This is a genomic window from Lacticaseibacillus sp. 53-4, from assembly GCF_016861805.1.
Lineage (GTDB): Bacteria > Bacillota > Bacilli > Lactobacillales > Lactobacillaceae > Lacticaseibacillus.
The window spans coordinates 92,787-106,544 of the sequence record NZ_BOLT01000006.1; the positions used below are offsets into that span (position 1 = coordinate 92,787).

Below are 13,758 nucleotides of genomic sequence, written 5' to 3' on the forward strand. Positions count from 1 at the left end.
GATGGCAAAACGTGTCATAAAGATTGCGACAATTGGTGGCGGTTCAGGCTACACGCCGGAGCTGGTGAAAGGCTTTTTGGACCGGTACGATGAAATGCCGGTGCGCGAGCTGTGGCTGGTCGATGTGCCAAGCGGTGAGGAGAAGCTCAACGTGATCGGGGCCATGGCAAAACGCATGGTCAAGGCGGCAGGTAAGCCGATGAAAATCGTCACGACGCTGGACCGTGAGGCCGCGCTGGCCGATGCCGATTTTGTCACGACGCAGTTTCGCGTTGGCCAGCTGCCGGCGCGCGTCAACGACGAGAATATTCCAATCAAGTACGGCACGCTGGGGCAGGAGACCAACGGCGCCGGCGAGTTGATGATGGCGATGCGCTCGATTCCCGTGCTGATCGACATTGTGCACGACATGGAGCGGCTCTGCCCGGAGGCGTGGCTGATCAACTTTGCCAACCCGGCGGGGATGATGACCGAGGCGGTGCTGCACTACACGAACTGGACCAAGGTCATTGGGCTTTGCAACGGGCCGGACAACATTCGCCGCGATATCGTCAAGGCGCTGGACGTCGACCCGGCGCGCGTTTACGTTGAGTTCATCGGCCTGAACCACTTGGTGTTCGCCAAGCACATCTACCTCGACGGCCAGGACGTGACGGCACATGTGATCAAGCTGGTGACCAGCCAGAAGCAACGCGTTGACAATCCCGGCATCGGCAACTGGGACGGCGACTTTTTGCAAAGCCTCGGTGTGATTCCCATCAGCTATCTGCAGTATTACTGGAAAAATAAACAGGTCGTCGCCGAGGAGCAGCGGGCGGCGGCGCACGAAGGTAGCCGGGCGGTCGTGGCCGAGCGGCTGGAGAAGCAGCTTTTCGACATTTACCGCGACCCAACGCTGGTCACCCTGCCGGAAGAGTTGAAAAAGCGCGGCGGGTCGGGTTACAGTCGGGCCTCTTGCAACCTGATTTACTCGATATACGCCGACAAGCGCGACGTGCAGGTCGTCAACGTCGCGAACAACGGTGGCTGCCTGGACTTGGCACCGGACTCGGTGATGGAAATGAATTGCATCATCACTGGTCACGGCCCGGTGCCGCTTGCGACCGGCCATCTGCCGCAGGCGTGCGCCGGCATTGTGCACGAGATGAAGAGCTTCGAGCAGGTAGGGTGCCAAGCGGCGGTTTCCGGGGATTACGCCACTGCGCTGAAGGCCCTGACCATCAATCCCGCGGTTCACTCTGACGTTGACGCACGGCCGCTGCTCAACGAGCTGCTGGTGGCCAATGAGCAGTACCTGCCACAAGTCGACCTCGCCAAGCTGCGGGCCGACGGTACCTTAAAGTAAACGAAAACCCCGTTGCGGCATAGGCTTTTCTATGCGGCAGCGGGGTCTTGTTTTGCCTTGGCGGCGAAATTATTCGCCAGGCTTGTAGTCTTCGTCAATCACGAGCACCGGCTTGATGGTCTTGCCGGAGCGGGAATCGGCGTTGGCTTCGTTGATCTGGTCGAACTTGTAGAACTTCTCGGTCTTCGGGAAGTCGAACATGCCCATCTTGTAGAAGTCAATGAGGCGCGGAATGTCGATTTGCGGGACCGAGTCGCCCATGTTGACGCCGACGATCTTCTTGTCGTCCACGCACAGGTCGTTCCAGGTGTCGACATCGATGTGGTGCGGGGTGACGGCGATGGTTGCCGTGGTGCCACCCTGCGCAAGGACCTTGATGGAGTTTTCCATGACGGCGGTGACGCCAGTCGTGTCAACGGCCCAGTCAACGCCGCGGCCGCCTGTTAGGTCCTGCACGGCCTTGACCACGTCAACGTCCTTGGAGTTGATGACGTCGGTGGCACCGAGCTCCTTGGCGAGCGCCAGGCGGGAGTCCACGATGTCGATACCGATGACCTTGACGCAGCCGGAAATGCGGCCGGCCATCATGGCGGCAAGGCCAACGGCGCCGGTGCCGAAGACGGCGATCGTGTCGCCAGGTTTTGGCTTCAGGGTGTTCAGCACGGTGCCGGAGCCCGTCACGTAGCCGCAGCCCAGCGGGCCGAGGGTGCGCAGGTCGAGATCTTTGTCGACCTTAACGGCGTTGCGCTCACGCACCACGGTAGTCGTGGTAAACGAGGACTGGTCGAACATGTCCGCGACGTGGTGGCCATTTTCGGTGAAGTGGCTGGAGCCGTCCGGCCGAATACCCGACAGGTTGTTGTGCGCGTAGTTCTCGCACTGGGTCGGGATGCCCTTCAGGCAGGACTTGCAGTTCCCGCAGGCGTAAAAACTCAGTACGACATGGTCGCCTGGCTTGAACTGGGTGACTTCCGGGCCGACCTTCTCGACGATGCCGGAGCCTTCGTGGCCGAGGACGATTGGGTAGTCGATGACGGCGTCGCCAATGCGCAGGGCCTCATCCGAGTGACAGATGCCGCTGGCAACCATGTGGACCTGGATGTCGTCCGGGCCCATCTCGGCGAGTTCGACGTCATCTTTGATCTCGAAATCCGCGTTTTGCTTCTCTACAACAGCTGCTTTGATCTTCAAATTACACACTCCCTTGAGGTTTCATTTGGCACACTGTTCATTATTTCACAATTTTTTCGAAAAGTGAAGCGCTTCCATTAAATTTTCATCAGCGTAGATTAGGGCGGGCCGGTTGCACTCACTAGGTTAAACTATTATGATAAAACCTAATTCGCCGGCAGGAATCTGTCGGGCAATCTGGTTCATTAAAGGAGCACGTTCATGAAAAAAATCCTTAAGGCACTCATCGCCGCCGCTGCCGTCCTCAGCATCACCGTGCTGGCCGGCTGCACGCTGTTCGAGCACAAGACGACGCTGGTCAACACCCAGGTCGCCGGCGCTAAGACGACAATGGTTTACTACACGAAGCGCAATTCAGATAAGGTCCAGCAGCAAAGCCTGACCAGCGAGAACGACTTGACCAAGCTGATCGGCTCCAAAAAGAAGAAGGACCTAGACTCCGCCTACAATTCACTGAAAAAATCGGTCAACAGTTACAAGGGCCTCAAGGGCGTGACGACCAAGGTGACGCGCAAAGGCAACACGGTCACCCAAAACATCACGATTGACTACACCAAAGTTGACATGCAAAAGCTCAAGGACGCGCAGGGCTTGGATAAGGGCACCAAGAACACCGTCAGCTTGAAGGATTCGGTCAACACACTGAAGGCGGCAGGGTTTAAAGAGCAATAGCAACACGAAGTCGGTCAGAGATGGCCGATTTTTTTGTCCGCCTGCAACAAAAAACAGCCTAGAATCAGGCTGCCATCACTCCAGATATAACCGCCGCAGATCGGCAATATCGCTGTCCGCCAGCGCCAAATGCCGCTTGGCGTATTCTTCCTAACTGCCGTACTTCTTGACGACCTTTTGCACAGTTTCGAAGTAGCTGTCATCGGCGGGCTGCGAGTTCATGCCGGTCACCATGCGATCCGCCATCGGTAGGTCGGCGGCGGATTGCTCGTCTTTGAAGCGATCCAGCAGGATATCGTTGGTGACAATGTAATCCTGGTGGGCCACTTTTTCGGGCACGCCGAGCAAGCCCTCGATCAGCATCGCGACGACGCCGGTGCGGTCCTTGCCAGCAAAACAGTGAAACAGCGTCGCGCCGGTTTCGTTTTGGACGATAAGCTGGATCGCCCGCCGCAGCATTTTCGCCGTGCGCGGGTCGGTCGCCATGTACTGGTAGGACAAGCGTGCCAGCTCAAACTTTTTGGCGGTGTCCGCGCCGCGAAATTCCTCCTGAAAGTGGGGATGGTCGGCGAAGGGGTAAAGCGACAGGTTGTAGTAAGTCACGCCGGGCAGCTTGACGTCCGGCGCGTTGTCCGAGTTGTCCGCCTGGCGCAGGTCGAGGTCCTGGTTGAGCCCGACTTCCAGCATGTGCTGCTGCACTTTTTCCGGCATGAAGGTGATCAGGCCGGAGCGGTACAGGCGGTGGCGGCGAATGGTGCGGCCGTCCTTGGTGTGGTAGCCGCCCATGTCGCGCAGGTTGATTGTGCCTTCCAGTTCAATTAAGTGTCCCTTGGTTTCTGCCATTGCTGAATCCTCCCGTTGATGGTCGTCTTCAGTTTAGCATTTACGCGCGAAGCCGATTGCTCAATTTGTGCCATCAGGCTGAAACGGGCTGATTCGCAGGAGCTTTTCTTCGGGGAAAATTTTGCCGCGGCGGCTAAGTTCGACCCAGTAGGACACACCGTTGATCTGCATGGCGTAGGCGGCGGTGCCGGCCCAGCCCTGGTCGTCGGACTGCAGCACCACCCGGTAGTGGTCTGACTGCAGCGCCTGCGCGGTTTCCGGATCCGTGTACCGGTTCAGGTCGCACTGCTTGGCGTTCAGCGTGTTCAAAGTCGTGCTGCGGGCCACGAAATCCGGCCATAAGGCGACGCCAAACCCGATGCCACCCACCACCAGCAGAGCGGACAGGGCAATCAACAGTTTTTTGAACATTTTCCGCTCCCTCCCCAGTTCTTGCTTCACCATTACGATAGCATGGTGCCAGGCGTGCGGGTGGTTAAGTGTGTGTTAAGACTGTTGTCTTGTCGCGCTTTGCGTTAAAGTTATCACAAGAGGAGTTGACCATTATGAATAGTGCAGAACGGCAGGCTCAGATTCAGATGCAGCTGAGCACGGCGAAAAAACCGATCACCGCGACCACTTTTGCGGAAAGTTTTGGCGTGTCACGGCAGACCATTGTGGGCGACATCGCCCTGATGCGCGCCCATGGTGAGGAACTGGTCGCCACGCCGCGCGGGTACATGTACGTCGAGGACGCCGCGCATGAGGCCATTATTGTCTGCCGCCACACCCCGGCGCAGGCGGGCGACGAGTTGAGCCGCATTGTCGATAACGGCGGCGCGGTGCTTGACGTCATCGTCGACCACCCGCTCTACGGCCAGCTGCGCGGTGAGCTGCAGATTCGCACGCACGCCGAAATCAACCTGTTTCTCGGCCGCATGCGGAAGAATAAGGGAAAAATGCTCTCGGAGCTGACCGACGGCATTCACTTGCACACGATCGCCTACGAGACGCCCGCCCAGCTGACGGCGATTCAGGCGTCCCTGCGCGAGGCCGGGTACCTTTATGAAGAGACCAGCCGCTAGCCAGCCATTTTTCGCAAACCTGACGCGGTGGTTCGGCGTCTTGGTTTTAGTGTTGCTTCTGGCAGGTTGCAGCCAGGCAGTGAAGAAGACCGTGTTTGAGAAGAGCGGCGGCGGTGAGACCACGACGATGGTCTTTTACACGCGCGGCCGCTCTGACCGCGTCGACAAGCAGGTCACCACGCTGGACCTTGATTTCGTCAAAATTGTGGGCAAAAGCGCGGCTAAAAAAGAAGCTGAGCGCTGGCGGCGAGTAGTGAGGGCCGATGCCAAGGCTCACGACAAGCTGCGCGGCGTGACCGCCAATGCGACGTTTGCCGGCACGAAGGCCCGGGAGGTGGTCACGGTCGATCCAGCCCGAGCCAGTATGAAGAAGTTGGCGCAGGCGGACGGCCAGCCGAGTCCCGGCAAGGTCGATCACATCAGCCTGGATAATGTCTCGCACACGTTGGAGCAGGACGGGTACAAGAAAGTTAAGCGGTGAAGGGGGGCGGCTGATGAGCCGGCCTTTTTTGTCGTGGGTCTGAGGTGCGCTCGGCTTCGCAGCCTTAGTCGCGCTCAGCCGAGCAACGTCCGAGTGTCCAGCTACGCTCAAGCCCTCGGCGCCAAAGAACGGCGCCAATGCCTTGAGCTAGGCTAGCCATCGGACTAAGTGCGCTCGGCTTCGCAGCCTTTCCTTAATAATATGTTAAACTGTAAGGGCACATTAAAGCGATTAGCAGCACTGCGAAAGCGAGTTAGCGAGGACTATGAAAAAATTACTTGAAAAAATTACGCTGCCGTCTTTTTTAGAAGACGTGCGGCTGCGTTATCTGGCGCTGATCATGACCGGCCTAGCCGTGGTCGACGTGGTGATCGCGGTCTTCATCAAACCCTGGCTGGGTCTGCTTTTGTTCCTGTTCCTGCTCGGCCTGGTCGTGGCCACGTTCTTCACCCTGGAACGCATCACGGTGTCGACCAATAAATACATCTCTGACCTGTCCTACCGCATCAAGCGCGGGGAGCAGGAAGCCCTGATCAAGATGCCGGTCGGGATCCTGATTTTTGACCAGAAGATGAACGTGGAGTGGGCGAACCCATACCTGCTGCAGTACTTCAAGGATGAGGACATTCTGGGCCGGCCGTTGAAGGACATCGACGGCGAGCTGGCGGATGTCATCACCGCGCACCAGGACGACACAGAGCTGTCCGAGGTTCACTGGGGCGGTCACGACTTCAACCTGACGGTGCAAAAGCCGATCGGCGTCGCGTACCTGATGGACATCACGCATTACGCTCAGATCGAGGAAAAGGCAAAGGGCGAGCGCATCGCCATCGGCCAGGTGTTCCTGGATAACTACGATGAGGTTACCCAAACCATGGATGACCAGGCAACGACGAACCTGAACTCCTATGTTACCAACCAAATGAGCGACTGGGCCAACAAGTTCGGCATGTTCGTCAAGCGCGTGGCCAACGACCGCTTCCTGATGATCGCCTATATGCGCTCGCTGGAAGCCGTTGAGGCCGACAAGTTCAAGATTCTCGATACGATCCGCACCGAAACGTCGAAGCAGAATTATCCACTGACGCTGTCGGTCGGGATTGCGTACGGCGACTCGGACCTGGCGCAACTGGCGATCACGTCGCAGTCGAACCTGGACCTTGCGCTCGGCCGCGGCGGCGATCAGGTCGTCGTCCGCGCGAAAAATGCCCAGGCCCGTTTTTACGGCGGCAAGACGAACCCGATGGAAAAGCGCACCCGCGTACGGGCCCGCATGATTTCGCAGGCCTTGCAGGAGCTGTTCAAGCAGACGGACAAGATTTTTGTCGTCGGGCACGATCGGCCTGACATGGATGCGATCGGCGCCAGCCTTGGCATTCGCCGCATCGCCCAGATGAACGGCAAGGAATGCTACGTCGTGATCAATCCCGAGCACCTGCACTCTGACGTCGAGCGCCTGATGGGCGCAGTTGGCAAGGATCCGGACATCGGTAACGCCATCGTTACGCCGGAAGCGGCGCTGACCGAGGCCACCGACAAGTCTCTATTGATCTTGGTCGACCACTCGAAGCGGTCGATCACGGCGGCGCCGGCGCTGTTCGACCGCCTGGCGACGCGCACGGTCATCATCGACCATCACCGCCGCGGCGAGGAGTTCCCAGAAGACCCGATGTTGGTTTACATCGAGCCGTACGCCAGCTCAACGTGTGAGCTGATCACCGAAATGTTCGAGTACCAGCCGAAGGGCGTGGCGACGTTGTCCAAGCTTGAGGCGACGGCGATGCTGGCCGGCATCACGGTCGACACCCACAACTTTGCGATGCGCACTGGCACGCGGACGTTTGACGCCGCGTCGTACCTGCGCAGCCTGGGCGCCGATCCGCAGATGACGCAGAACTTTTTGAAGGAGAACGTCGACTCGTACATTCAAAAGAACCACCTGATTGACACGATTGAAATGATCGCGCCAACTATGGCATTATGTACGGGTGAAGAGACTCAGACGTATGATCCGGTCATCGCGGCCCAGGCGGCGGACACACTGCTGTCGCTCAACGGCATAGAGGCCAGCTTCGTGATCACGCGGCGGTCTGATTCAACCGTGGGCATCTCTGCGCGCAGCCTTGGCAACATCAACGTGCAGCTGATCATGGAAAAGCTTGGCGGCGGCGGTCACCTGAATAATGCGGCGACTCAGCTTCAAGGCAAAACCATCGTGCAAGCGACGGCGATGCTCAAAGACGCCATCAAGACGGAAAAGGAAGAAAACTAGGGAGGCCATCTTATGAAAGTGATTTTTACGCAGGACGTACGAGGCAAAGGTAACCGTGGCGAGGTCAAAGAGGTCCCGGATGGCTACGCACAGAACTTCCTGATCAAAAACGGTAAGGCCAAGCCGGCCACTCCGCAGGCAATGAGTGCCTTGCGCGGCCAGCAGAAGCTTGAAGAGAAAAAGGCGGCTGAACATCGCGCCGAGGCCGAAGCCGTCAAAACTAAGCTCGAAGACGACAAGACGGTCGTGCAGATCCAAAGCAAGGCCGGCGAGGACTCCCGGCTGTTCGGCTCGATCCCAAGCAAGCAAATCGCCCAGGCCCTGGAAAAGCAGTACCAGATCAAGGTCGATAAGCGCAAGATGGACCTGCCGGAGCCGATTCGTGCCCTTGGTTTCCGCAATGTAACGGTTCACCTGTACCCAGGCGTCGACGCCAGGATCCGCGTTCACATCACCGCGCAGAAGTAGTAGCGGGCAAGTTGTTCACCATGCTATAATGGAGACACAAAAGGCGCCGTGCGCGAACACGACGCCCCTGGGTCACCCGCCGCTGAACCCGGTGGTCACCTTCAGACTTTAGATTGATTCTTCAGTCGTCTGGCTTATGGCCGGGCGGCTATTTCTTTTGGTCGCGGCTGATGACGATGTAAGCAATTAACGTGCCAAATTGAAACAGCAACGTTAACACTTCAAACGTATTCACGCGTCCTCCATTCTGGAGGCCCCCAAAATAATAACATAGGCATCACCTCCAATTTGAGTCTGAAAGGTGTGCCACCGCACGGCGGGCTAGCATAGGATACCATGTCAGTGCACTTTTTTGATTCATAGCGGGTGTCATTTAATTGACGTCTAATGTTGTGCTGGCGGGATGCTGACCTACTTTTTCCTGGCGGTCGGTCTGTTGCTAAACCCTGCGGCGTAAACTAAACTATATAAGATAACTCACGATGTAAGAAAAGGAGCCCTCGAGCATGGATAATCAGATCCGGAACATGCCACCGCAAGATACAGACGCCGAAAAAGCGCTTCTCGGGGGCATTTTTCTGAGCCCAAGTTCGCTTGCGACGGCCGAAGAGTTCCTCGTGCCGGAGGCTTTTTATAAGCGCGCAAACCAGCTCGTATTCGCCGCGATGTCCGACCTGTCGTTGAACGAGGAAGGCATCGACGTGGTCACGGTCAAGAATTACCTGGACGACCACAACCAGCTCGATGACGTCGGTGGCGTGCCGTATTTGATGGAGCTGTCCGACGCCGTCCCAACGCCAGATAATGTGGTCTATTACGCCAAAATTATCGCGGACAAGGCGCAGTTGCGCCAGCTGATCGATGCCGCGACGAAAATCATCCAGCAGAGCTACGACGATCCCCATGACGTACAAGCGCTGATGGAAAACGCCGAATCGGCGATCATGAAGGTCAACGATGGCAACCAGCAAGGCGGGTTCCGCCCCATCAAAGACGTGCTGAACCTGACCATGAACGAGATCGACAAGTTGGCGCAGGGTGATCAGACCATCACGGGACTGCCGACTGGCTTCAAGGCCCTCGACGAAATCACGACCGGCCTGCACGACGATGAGCTGATTATTTTGGCCGCCCGCCCGGCCGTCGGGAAAACGGCGTTCGCCCTGAATATTGCGCAAAACGTCGGTACCAAGACGCCGAAGACTGTCGCGATGTTTTCGCTGGAAATGGGGGCGGAGTCCCTGGTCAACCGCATGCTGTGTGCGGAAGGCAACATCAACTCGCAGCACCTGCGCACGGGCCAGCTGACCCCTGACGACTGGAACAGTCTGGTCGTGGCGATGGGCAGCCTGAGCAATGCCTCGATTTTCATCGACGACACCCCAGGCATGCGCGTGGCACAGATTCGCTCCGAGTGCCTCAAGCTCCAAAAGGAAATGAAGGAAAAGAAAACCACAGACAAGAATGGTAATCAGGAAAAGGGTGCTCACCCCTTGGGCCTGGTCGTAATCGATTACCTGCAGCTGATCGAAGGCACCGGCGAAAACCGGCAGCAGGAAGTCTCCGCGATTTCGCGTCAGCTGAAAAAGCTGGCCAAGGAGCTGCACTGCCCGGTCATCGCACTGTCGCAGCTGTCGCGTGGCGTTGAGCAGCGCCAGGACAAACGGCCAGTGCTGTCCGATATTCGTGAATCCGGGTCGATCGAGCAGGATGCCGACATTGTCGCGTTCTTGTACCGCGAGGACTACTACCGCGACGGTGAAGGCGGCGACGACGATGACGCCGACAATACCAACAACAATGCCCAGGGCAACGGCGACGAGCCGGATGTTGGCCCAATTGAAGTCATCATCGAAAAGAACCGTTCGGGCGCGCGCGGTACGGTCAAGTTGCTGTTTGTGAAGTCCTATAACAAGTTCAGTTCGCTGGCACCGATGCAAGAGTAAGGCTGCGAAGCACTGGCGAACTTAGCGGGATGGATAGCCGCTATGCATGTCAGACTGTACGCCGTGAACGGCTACAGTCTGATCATAGCTCAGTGCATTGAAGCCGCACTTTGGCTTCGAGGCGCTGAGCGTAGCTATCCACTCCCGCGTTGCCAGTGCGGAGCGCGACTAGGCGTACCACCCTGTTGCCCGACTGAGTGATACGACGGATGTACACTTAGTCGCGCTTCGGGTCTGCAACGGGGAAGCATCTAGCAGCTACGCATGTCAGCCAGTAACTCGCTTTGCGAGACTGGCTGATCAACGCCCACCGCCTCGGCGCCAAAGAACGGCGCCAATGCGGTAGGCTAGGCTAGCTGTTTCCCTAAGCGCGCAGACCCTACGCAACCTCACAGAAAGGAGGTCCCCACCATGGATGCAATTTTGATGAGTCTCATGACTGCCCTCAACGAGCAGCTTTTGATCAACGTCTACCAGCGCGACACCGATGATTTTTACACTGGTTACGTACAGTCGCTGGGCAAGCAGCGGGTGCTCCTTTCGACGTACAACGACGCGGGGATCGCCGACGGGGCGGTGCTGATTGCGTTCACCGCGATCGATCAGGTCGAGTTCGCCGGGGATGACCTGGTCGACATGTCGTTTCGCATGCGCGTGGCGGCGGAGAAGCATTTTCTCACCATGGCGGAGCCGAGCCCCGAGCTGCATTTTGACCCGCGCAAAAGCCTGATGCACCAGCTGGCCGCCCAGGCGCAGCGAACGGGTGAGGTAATCCTGGTGATCCTCGCCGATGATGACGCGTATCTGGAAGGCCAGGTGACGGCCGTCGCGGAAGGACGCATGACGCTGTCCGTGTTCAACAAGTTCAATTACACTGATGTGCGCTACATGCAGGTCGATTTCAGTGACGTACTGGTGGTCGAGTTTCAGGGCCTTGAGCTGCATTTGGAAAGTCAGCTGGTTCAAAAACGCGACGAACTGCGCCACGTCGTCACTAAGATCGTGCAAAACGACGGCCAGCTCAAGTCCGTGTTCACGGATGCGCAGGCCGCCGGCACACTGCTGGCGGCGATGCCGAAGGGCGGGGACGACCAGTTCTATGTCGGCACGGTCAAGGCCATCAACGACAGCGTGGTCGTGCTGCGGCTCAAGGACATGGCGGGTCAGTTCGGCGGTTACGTGGCGCTGCGGCTCACCAGTCTGCAAAGTGTGACGCTGGCGTCGGATTACCTGCAAACGGTTCGCGCGTACAGCGACTGGATGATGGCCAATCACCTGGAAAAGCAGCCGGTGCTGAACGCGGACCGCGAGTTTGACAGCTCCTCAGACCTGTTTCAGAGTCTGATCCAGGAGGCGGCGGCCTTCGAGCGGGTGGTGCGCGTTCGCACCAAGGACGATGACGACCACCTGATGGGCGTGCCCGAGGCGGTCGGCCCTGCCAACTTTGAGATGCAGCTGCCGAGTGACAGTGAGCCGGCCCTGGTCGCGTTTGATGACGTGCAGGAGATCGCGTTCGGCCACATCTATGCCTACCTGCAGGAAGCGCGGCTGCATCACGAACGGTAATTCGGTTATTTTTGAATATTGAAAAATCCGGACACAAATTGTTCGGATTTTTTGTATTCTTTTTAAATTTAAAAAATTAACATTCGGGTTTAGGCTTGAAAGCCAGCCGCAATGTTGTTATCATACTGAGTGGCAATGAGTGGCATTTACCAATCGAGACGAAGGAGCGAGCAGTCATGGGAACAGTCGTAGTTGTTGGCACACAGTGGGGCGACGAAGGTAAGGGGAAAATTACCGATTTCCTCAGCCAAGGCGCGAAGATCATCGGCCGCTATCAAGGCGGGGACAACGCCGGGCACACGATTCACCAGGGCGGTCAGGTGTACAAGCTGCGGCTGATCCCCAGCGGCATCCTGCATTCACACCAGCTGTCCGTGATCGGCAACGGGGTGGTCGTCAACCCGAAGAGCCTGGTTGAAGAACTGGCGCACCTGCGCGAGCAAGGCGTTGCCGGCGATAACCTGCGCGTGTCCGACCGGGCGCAGGTCATCCTGCCGTACCACATCGCGCTGGACAAGCTGCAGGAAGCGGCCAAGGGCGCGGACAAGATTGGCACCACCAACCGCGGCATCGGCCCGGCGTACATGGACAAGGCCGCCCGCGTCGGCATTCGCATCGCCGACCTGCTTGACCGGGAGACTTTTGAGGAAAAACTGCGCGCCAACCTCAAGGAAAAGAACCTGCTGTTCACCAAGATTTACGACGCTGAACCGATGAATTTTGACGACATTTTCGAGGAATACTACGGCTATGGTCAGCAAATTAAGCAATACGTCACTGACACGTCCGTCGTGCTGAACGACGCCATCGACCACGGCGAAAACGTACTGTTTGAAGGCGCGCAAGGCACCATGCTTGACGTTGACCAGGGCACCTACCCGTTTGTCACTTCATCCAATCCGGCCGGTGGGGTCACCACTGGGTCTGGTGTTGGCGCGTCGAAGATCGATCGCGTGGTCGGCGTGGCCAAGGCATACACCTCGCGTGTCGGCGACGGCCCGTTCCCAAGCGAGCTGTTTGACGACGATGGCAGCTTCATTCGTGAGGCCGGCCACGAGTACGGCACCGTCACCGGCCGTCCGCGTCGTATTGGCTGGTTCGACGCCGTGGTGGTCAACCATGCGCGCCGCGTTGCCGGAGTCACTGATCTCGCGCTGAACTCGATCGACGTCCTGACTGGGCTCAGGACGGTGAAGATTTGCACGGCCTACGATCTGAACGGCGAGACCATCACGCGCTACCCGGCGTCACTCAAGGAGCTGGCGGCCTGCAAGCCGATTTACGAGGAGTTGCCCGGCTGGGACGAGGACATCACCGGCGCCAAGACGCTGGCCGACTTGCCCGAAAACGCCCGCAATTATGTGAAGCGCATCGTTGAACTGACCAACGTCGACCTGTTGACGTTCTCAGTGGGCCCGGACCGCGAGCAGACCAATGTGCTGGCAGATATTTGGCAGAAATTCTAACGTCAGGCTAAAAATGCCCCCGGTTCGCGTCGGTGCGAACCGGGGGCATTGCTGTATGCGTGTGAGTTAGTGCCAGTGCTGCAATCCCCCAAAAACCAATATCGCCGCACTCAGCAGCAGGCGCACGACCAGATGCGACCAGTGGATGTGGCCGTAGCGCTGATAGCCCTGGGCAATGGCCGCAGCCAGCAGCAGAACGATAGCGACTAGAATCGCCCAATGCCACCGAAGACCAAGTAGCAAAAAAATCGCCGCGGCTAAGCTGACCCAGTTTACCAGTACAGTGGGTTGCCAGTCAGCAATGACGGCAAAGATGGTGAGTGCTGCATAGACTACGATGAGGATGTTAAGTATCATCCAGTTCGCCTCCTCAATTTTCAAGTCAAGTGCAACGATGATAACGAATTCTTGATAGTGGTCTAGGCTGTTACGCCATGCATCGGT

13 protein-coding genes are annotated in these 13,758 nt (G+C 57.8%); 9 read left to right on the plus strand and 4 right to left on the minus strand.

Features of this window, described 5'->3' with window-relative positions; all coding sequences use genetic code 11:
- Position 1 precedes the first annotated feature (1 nt).
- Positions 2 to 1,345: a 6-phospho-beta-glucosidase gene (locus JUF21_RS04105; protein ID WP_203663171.1), complete on the plus strand. Its 1,344-nt coding sequence runs from the start codon at positions 2 to 4 to the stop codon at positions 1,343 to 1,345.
- Positions 1,346 to 1,414: 69 nt separating this feature from the next.
- Here JUF21_RS04105 and JUF21_RS04110 read toward each other — a convergent pair whose 3' ends face one another.
- Positions 1,415 to 2,536 carry an NAD(P)-dependent alcohol dehydrogenase gene (locus tag JUF21_RS04110; protein ID WP_203624566.1) on the minus strand — a complete coding sequence of 374 codons (1,122 nt, stop codon included), beginning with the start codon at positions 2,534 to 2,536 and terminating at the stop codon, positions 1,415 to 1,417.
- Between the two features lie 201 nt (positions 2,537 to 2,737).
- Between JUF21_RS04110 and JUF21_RS04115 the strand changes: the two genes are divergently transcribed.
- Entirely contained in the window at positions 2,738 to 3,208 is a 471-nt protein-coding gene (locus tag JUF21_RS04115) for a DUF1307 domain-containing protein (RefSeq protein WP_203624567.1), read from the plus strand.
- Between the two features lie 150 nt (positions 3,209 to 3,358).
- Here the strand turns inward: JUF21_RS04115 and JUF21_RS04120 are convergent, their stop codons facing one another.
- Together JUF21_RS04120 and JUF21_RS04125 are read right to left on the minus strand one after the other, a co-directional pair.
- Positions 3,359 to 4,051 (minus strand): tyrosine-protein phosphatase, encoded by a 693-nt coding sequence (locus tag JUF21_RS04120; RefSeq protein WP_203663173.1) that lies wholly within the window; start codon positions 4,049 to 4,051, stop codon positions 3,359 to 3,361.
- 60 nt (positions 4,052 to 4,111) lie between these two features.
- A complete protein-coding gene (locus tag JUF21_RS04125; RefSeq protein ID WP_203624569.1) occupies positions 4,112 to 4,462 on the minus strand; it encodes a hypothetical protein in 351 nt (116 codons plus the stop codon).
- A gap of 134 nt (positions 4,463 to 4,596) precedes the next feature.
- Between JUF21_RS04125 and JUF21_RS04130 the strand changes: the two genes are divergently transcribed.
- The 7 genes from JUF21_RS04130 to JUF21_RS04160 all read left to right on the plus strand — a co-directional run bounded on the left by JUF21_RS04130 (position 4,597) and on the right by JUF21_RS04160 (position 13,314).
- A complete protein-coding gene (locus JUF21_RS04130) occupies positions 4,597 to 5,115 on the plus strand; it encodes a transcription repressor NadR (RefSeq protein WP_203624570.1) in 519 nt (172 codons plus the stop codon).
- Positions 5,096 to 5,596 (plus strand): DUF1307 domain-containing protein, encoded by a 501-nt coding sequence (locus JUF21_RS04135; protein WP_203624571.1) that lies wholly within the window; start codon positions 5,096 to 5,098, stop codon positions 5,594 to 5,596. The genes JUF21_RS04130 and JUF21_RS04135 overlap by 20 nt, the downstream gene beginning before the upstream one ends.
- A gap of 265 nt (positions 5,597 to 5,861) precedes the next feature.
- Positions 5,862 to 7,868 (plus strand): DHH family phosphoesterase, encoded by a 2,007-nt coding sequence (locus tag JUF21_RS04140; protein ID WP_203663175.1) that lies wholly within the window; start codon positions 5,862 to 5,864, stop codon positions 7,866 to 7,868.
- A 12-nt stretch (positions 7,869 to 7,880) separates the two neighbouring features.
- A complete protein-coding gene (gene rplI / locus JUF21_RS04145) occupies positions 7,881 to 8,336 on the plus strand; it encodes a 50S ribosomal protein L9 (protein WP_125754931.1) in 456 nt (151 codons plus the stop codon).
- Between the two features lie 506 nt (positions 8,337 to 8,842).
- Positions 8,843 to 10,282, plus strand: coding sequence for a replicative DNA helicase (dnaB, locus tag JUF21_RS04150; protein WP_203624573.1), 1,440 nt, complete (start codon positions 8,843 to 8,845; stop codon positions 10,280 to 10,282).
- A gap of 411 nt (positions 10,283 to 10,693) precedes the next feature.
- Entirely contained in the window at positions 10,694 to 11,848 is a 1,155-nt protein-coding gene (locus tag JUF21_RS04155) for a hypothetical protein (protein ID WP_203624574.1), read from the plus strand.
- A gap of 176 nt (positions 11,849 to 12,024) precedes the next feature.
- On the plus strand, positions 12,025 to 13,314 hold the full coding sequence (locus JUF21_RS04160) for an adenylosuccinate synthase (RefSeq protein ID WP_203624575.1): 1,290 nt from the start codon (positions 12,025 to 12,027) through the stop codon (positions 13,312 to 13,314).
- A 66-nt stretch (positions 13,315 to 13,380) separates the two neighbouring features.
- On the opposite strand, the gene JUF21_RS04165 is transcribed toward JUF21_RS04160, so the two are convergent.
- On the minus strand, positions 13,381 to 13,758 hold a 378-nt coding region (locus JUF21_RS04165; protein WP_203663177.1), incomplete at its 5' end, for a hypothetical protein.

Excerpts from the sequence above, each read along its gene's own strand:
- JUF21_RS04105 (WP_203663171.1), top strand. The coding sequence starts at position 2 with ATGGCAAAACGTGTCATAAAGATTGCGACAATTGGTGGCGGTTCAGGC.
- JUF21_RS04115 (WP_203624567.1), top strand. The coding sequence starts at position 2,738 with ATGAAAAAAATCCTTAAGGCACTCATCGCCGCCGCTGCCGTCCTCAGC.
- JUF21_RS04120 (WP_203663173.1), bottom strand. The coding sequence starts at position 4,051 with ATGGCAGAAACCAAGGGACACTTAATTGAACTGGAAGGCACAATCAAC.
- JUF21_RS04125 (WP_203624569.1), bottom strand. The coding sequence starts at position 4,462 with ATGTTCAAAAAACTGTTGATTGCCCTGTCCGCTCTGCTGGTGGTGGGT.
- JUF21_RS04130 (WP_203624570.1), top strand. The coding sequence starts at position 4,597 with ATGAATAGTGCAGAACGGCAGGCTCAGATTCAGATGCAGCTGAGCACG.
- JUF21_RS04135 (WP_203624571.1), top strand. The coding sequence starts at position 5,096 with ATGAAGAGACCAGCCGCTAGCCAGCCATTTTTCGCAAACCTGACGCGG.
- JUF21_RS04140 (WP_203663175.1), top strand. The coding sequence starts at position 5,862 with ATGAAAAAATTACTTGAAAAAATTACGCTGCCGTCTTTTTTAGAAGAC.
- rplI (WP_125754931.1), top strand. The coding sequence starts at position 7,881 with ATGAAAGTGATTTTTACGCAGGACGTACGAGGCAAAGGTAACCGTGGC.
- dnaB (WP_203624573.1), top strand. The coding sequence starts at position 8,843 with ATGGATAATCAGATCCGGAACATGCCACCGCAAGATACAGACGCCGAA.
- JUF21_RS04155 (WP_203624574.1), top strand. The coding sequence starts at position 10,694 with ATGGATGCAATTTTGATGAGTCTCATGACTGCCCTCAACGAGCAGCTT.
- JUF21_RS04160 (WP_203624575.1), top strand. The coding sequence starts at position 12,025 with ATGGGAACAGTCGTAGTTGTTGGCACACAGTGGGGCGACGAAGGTAAG.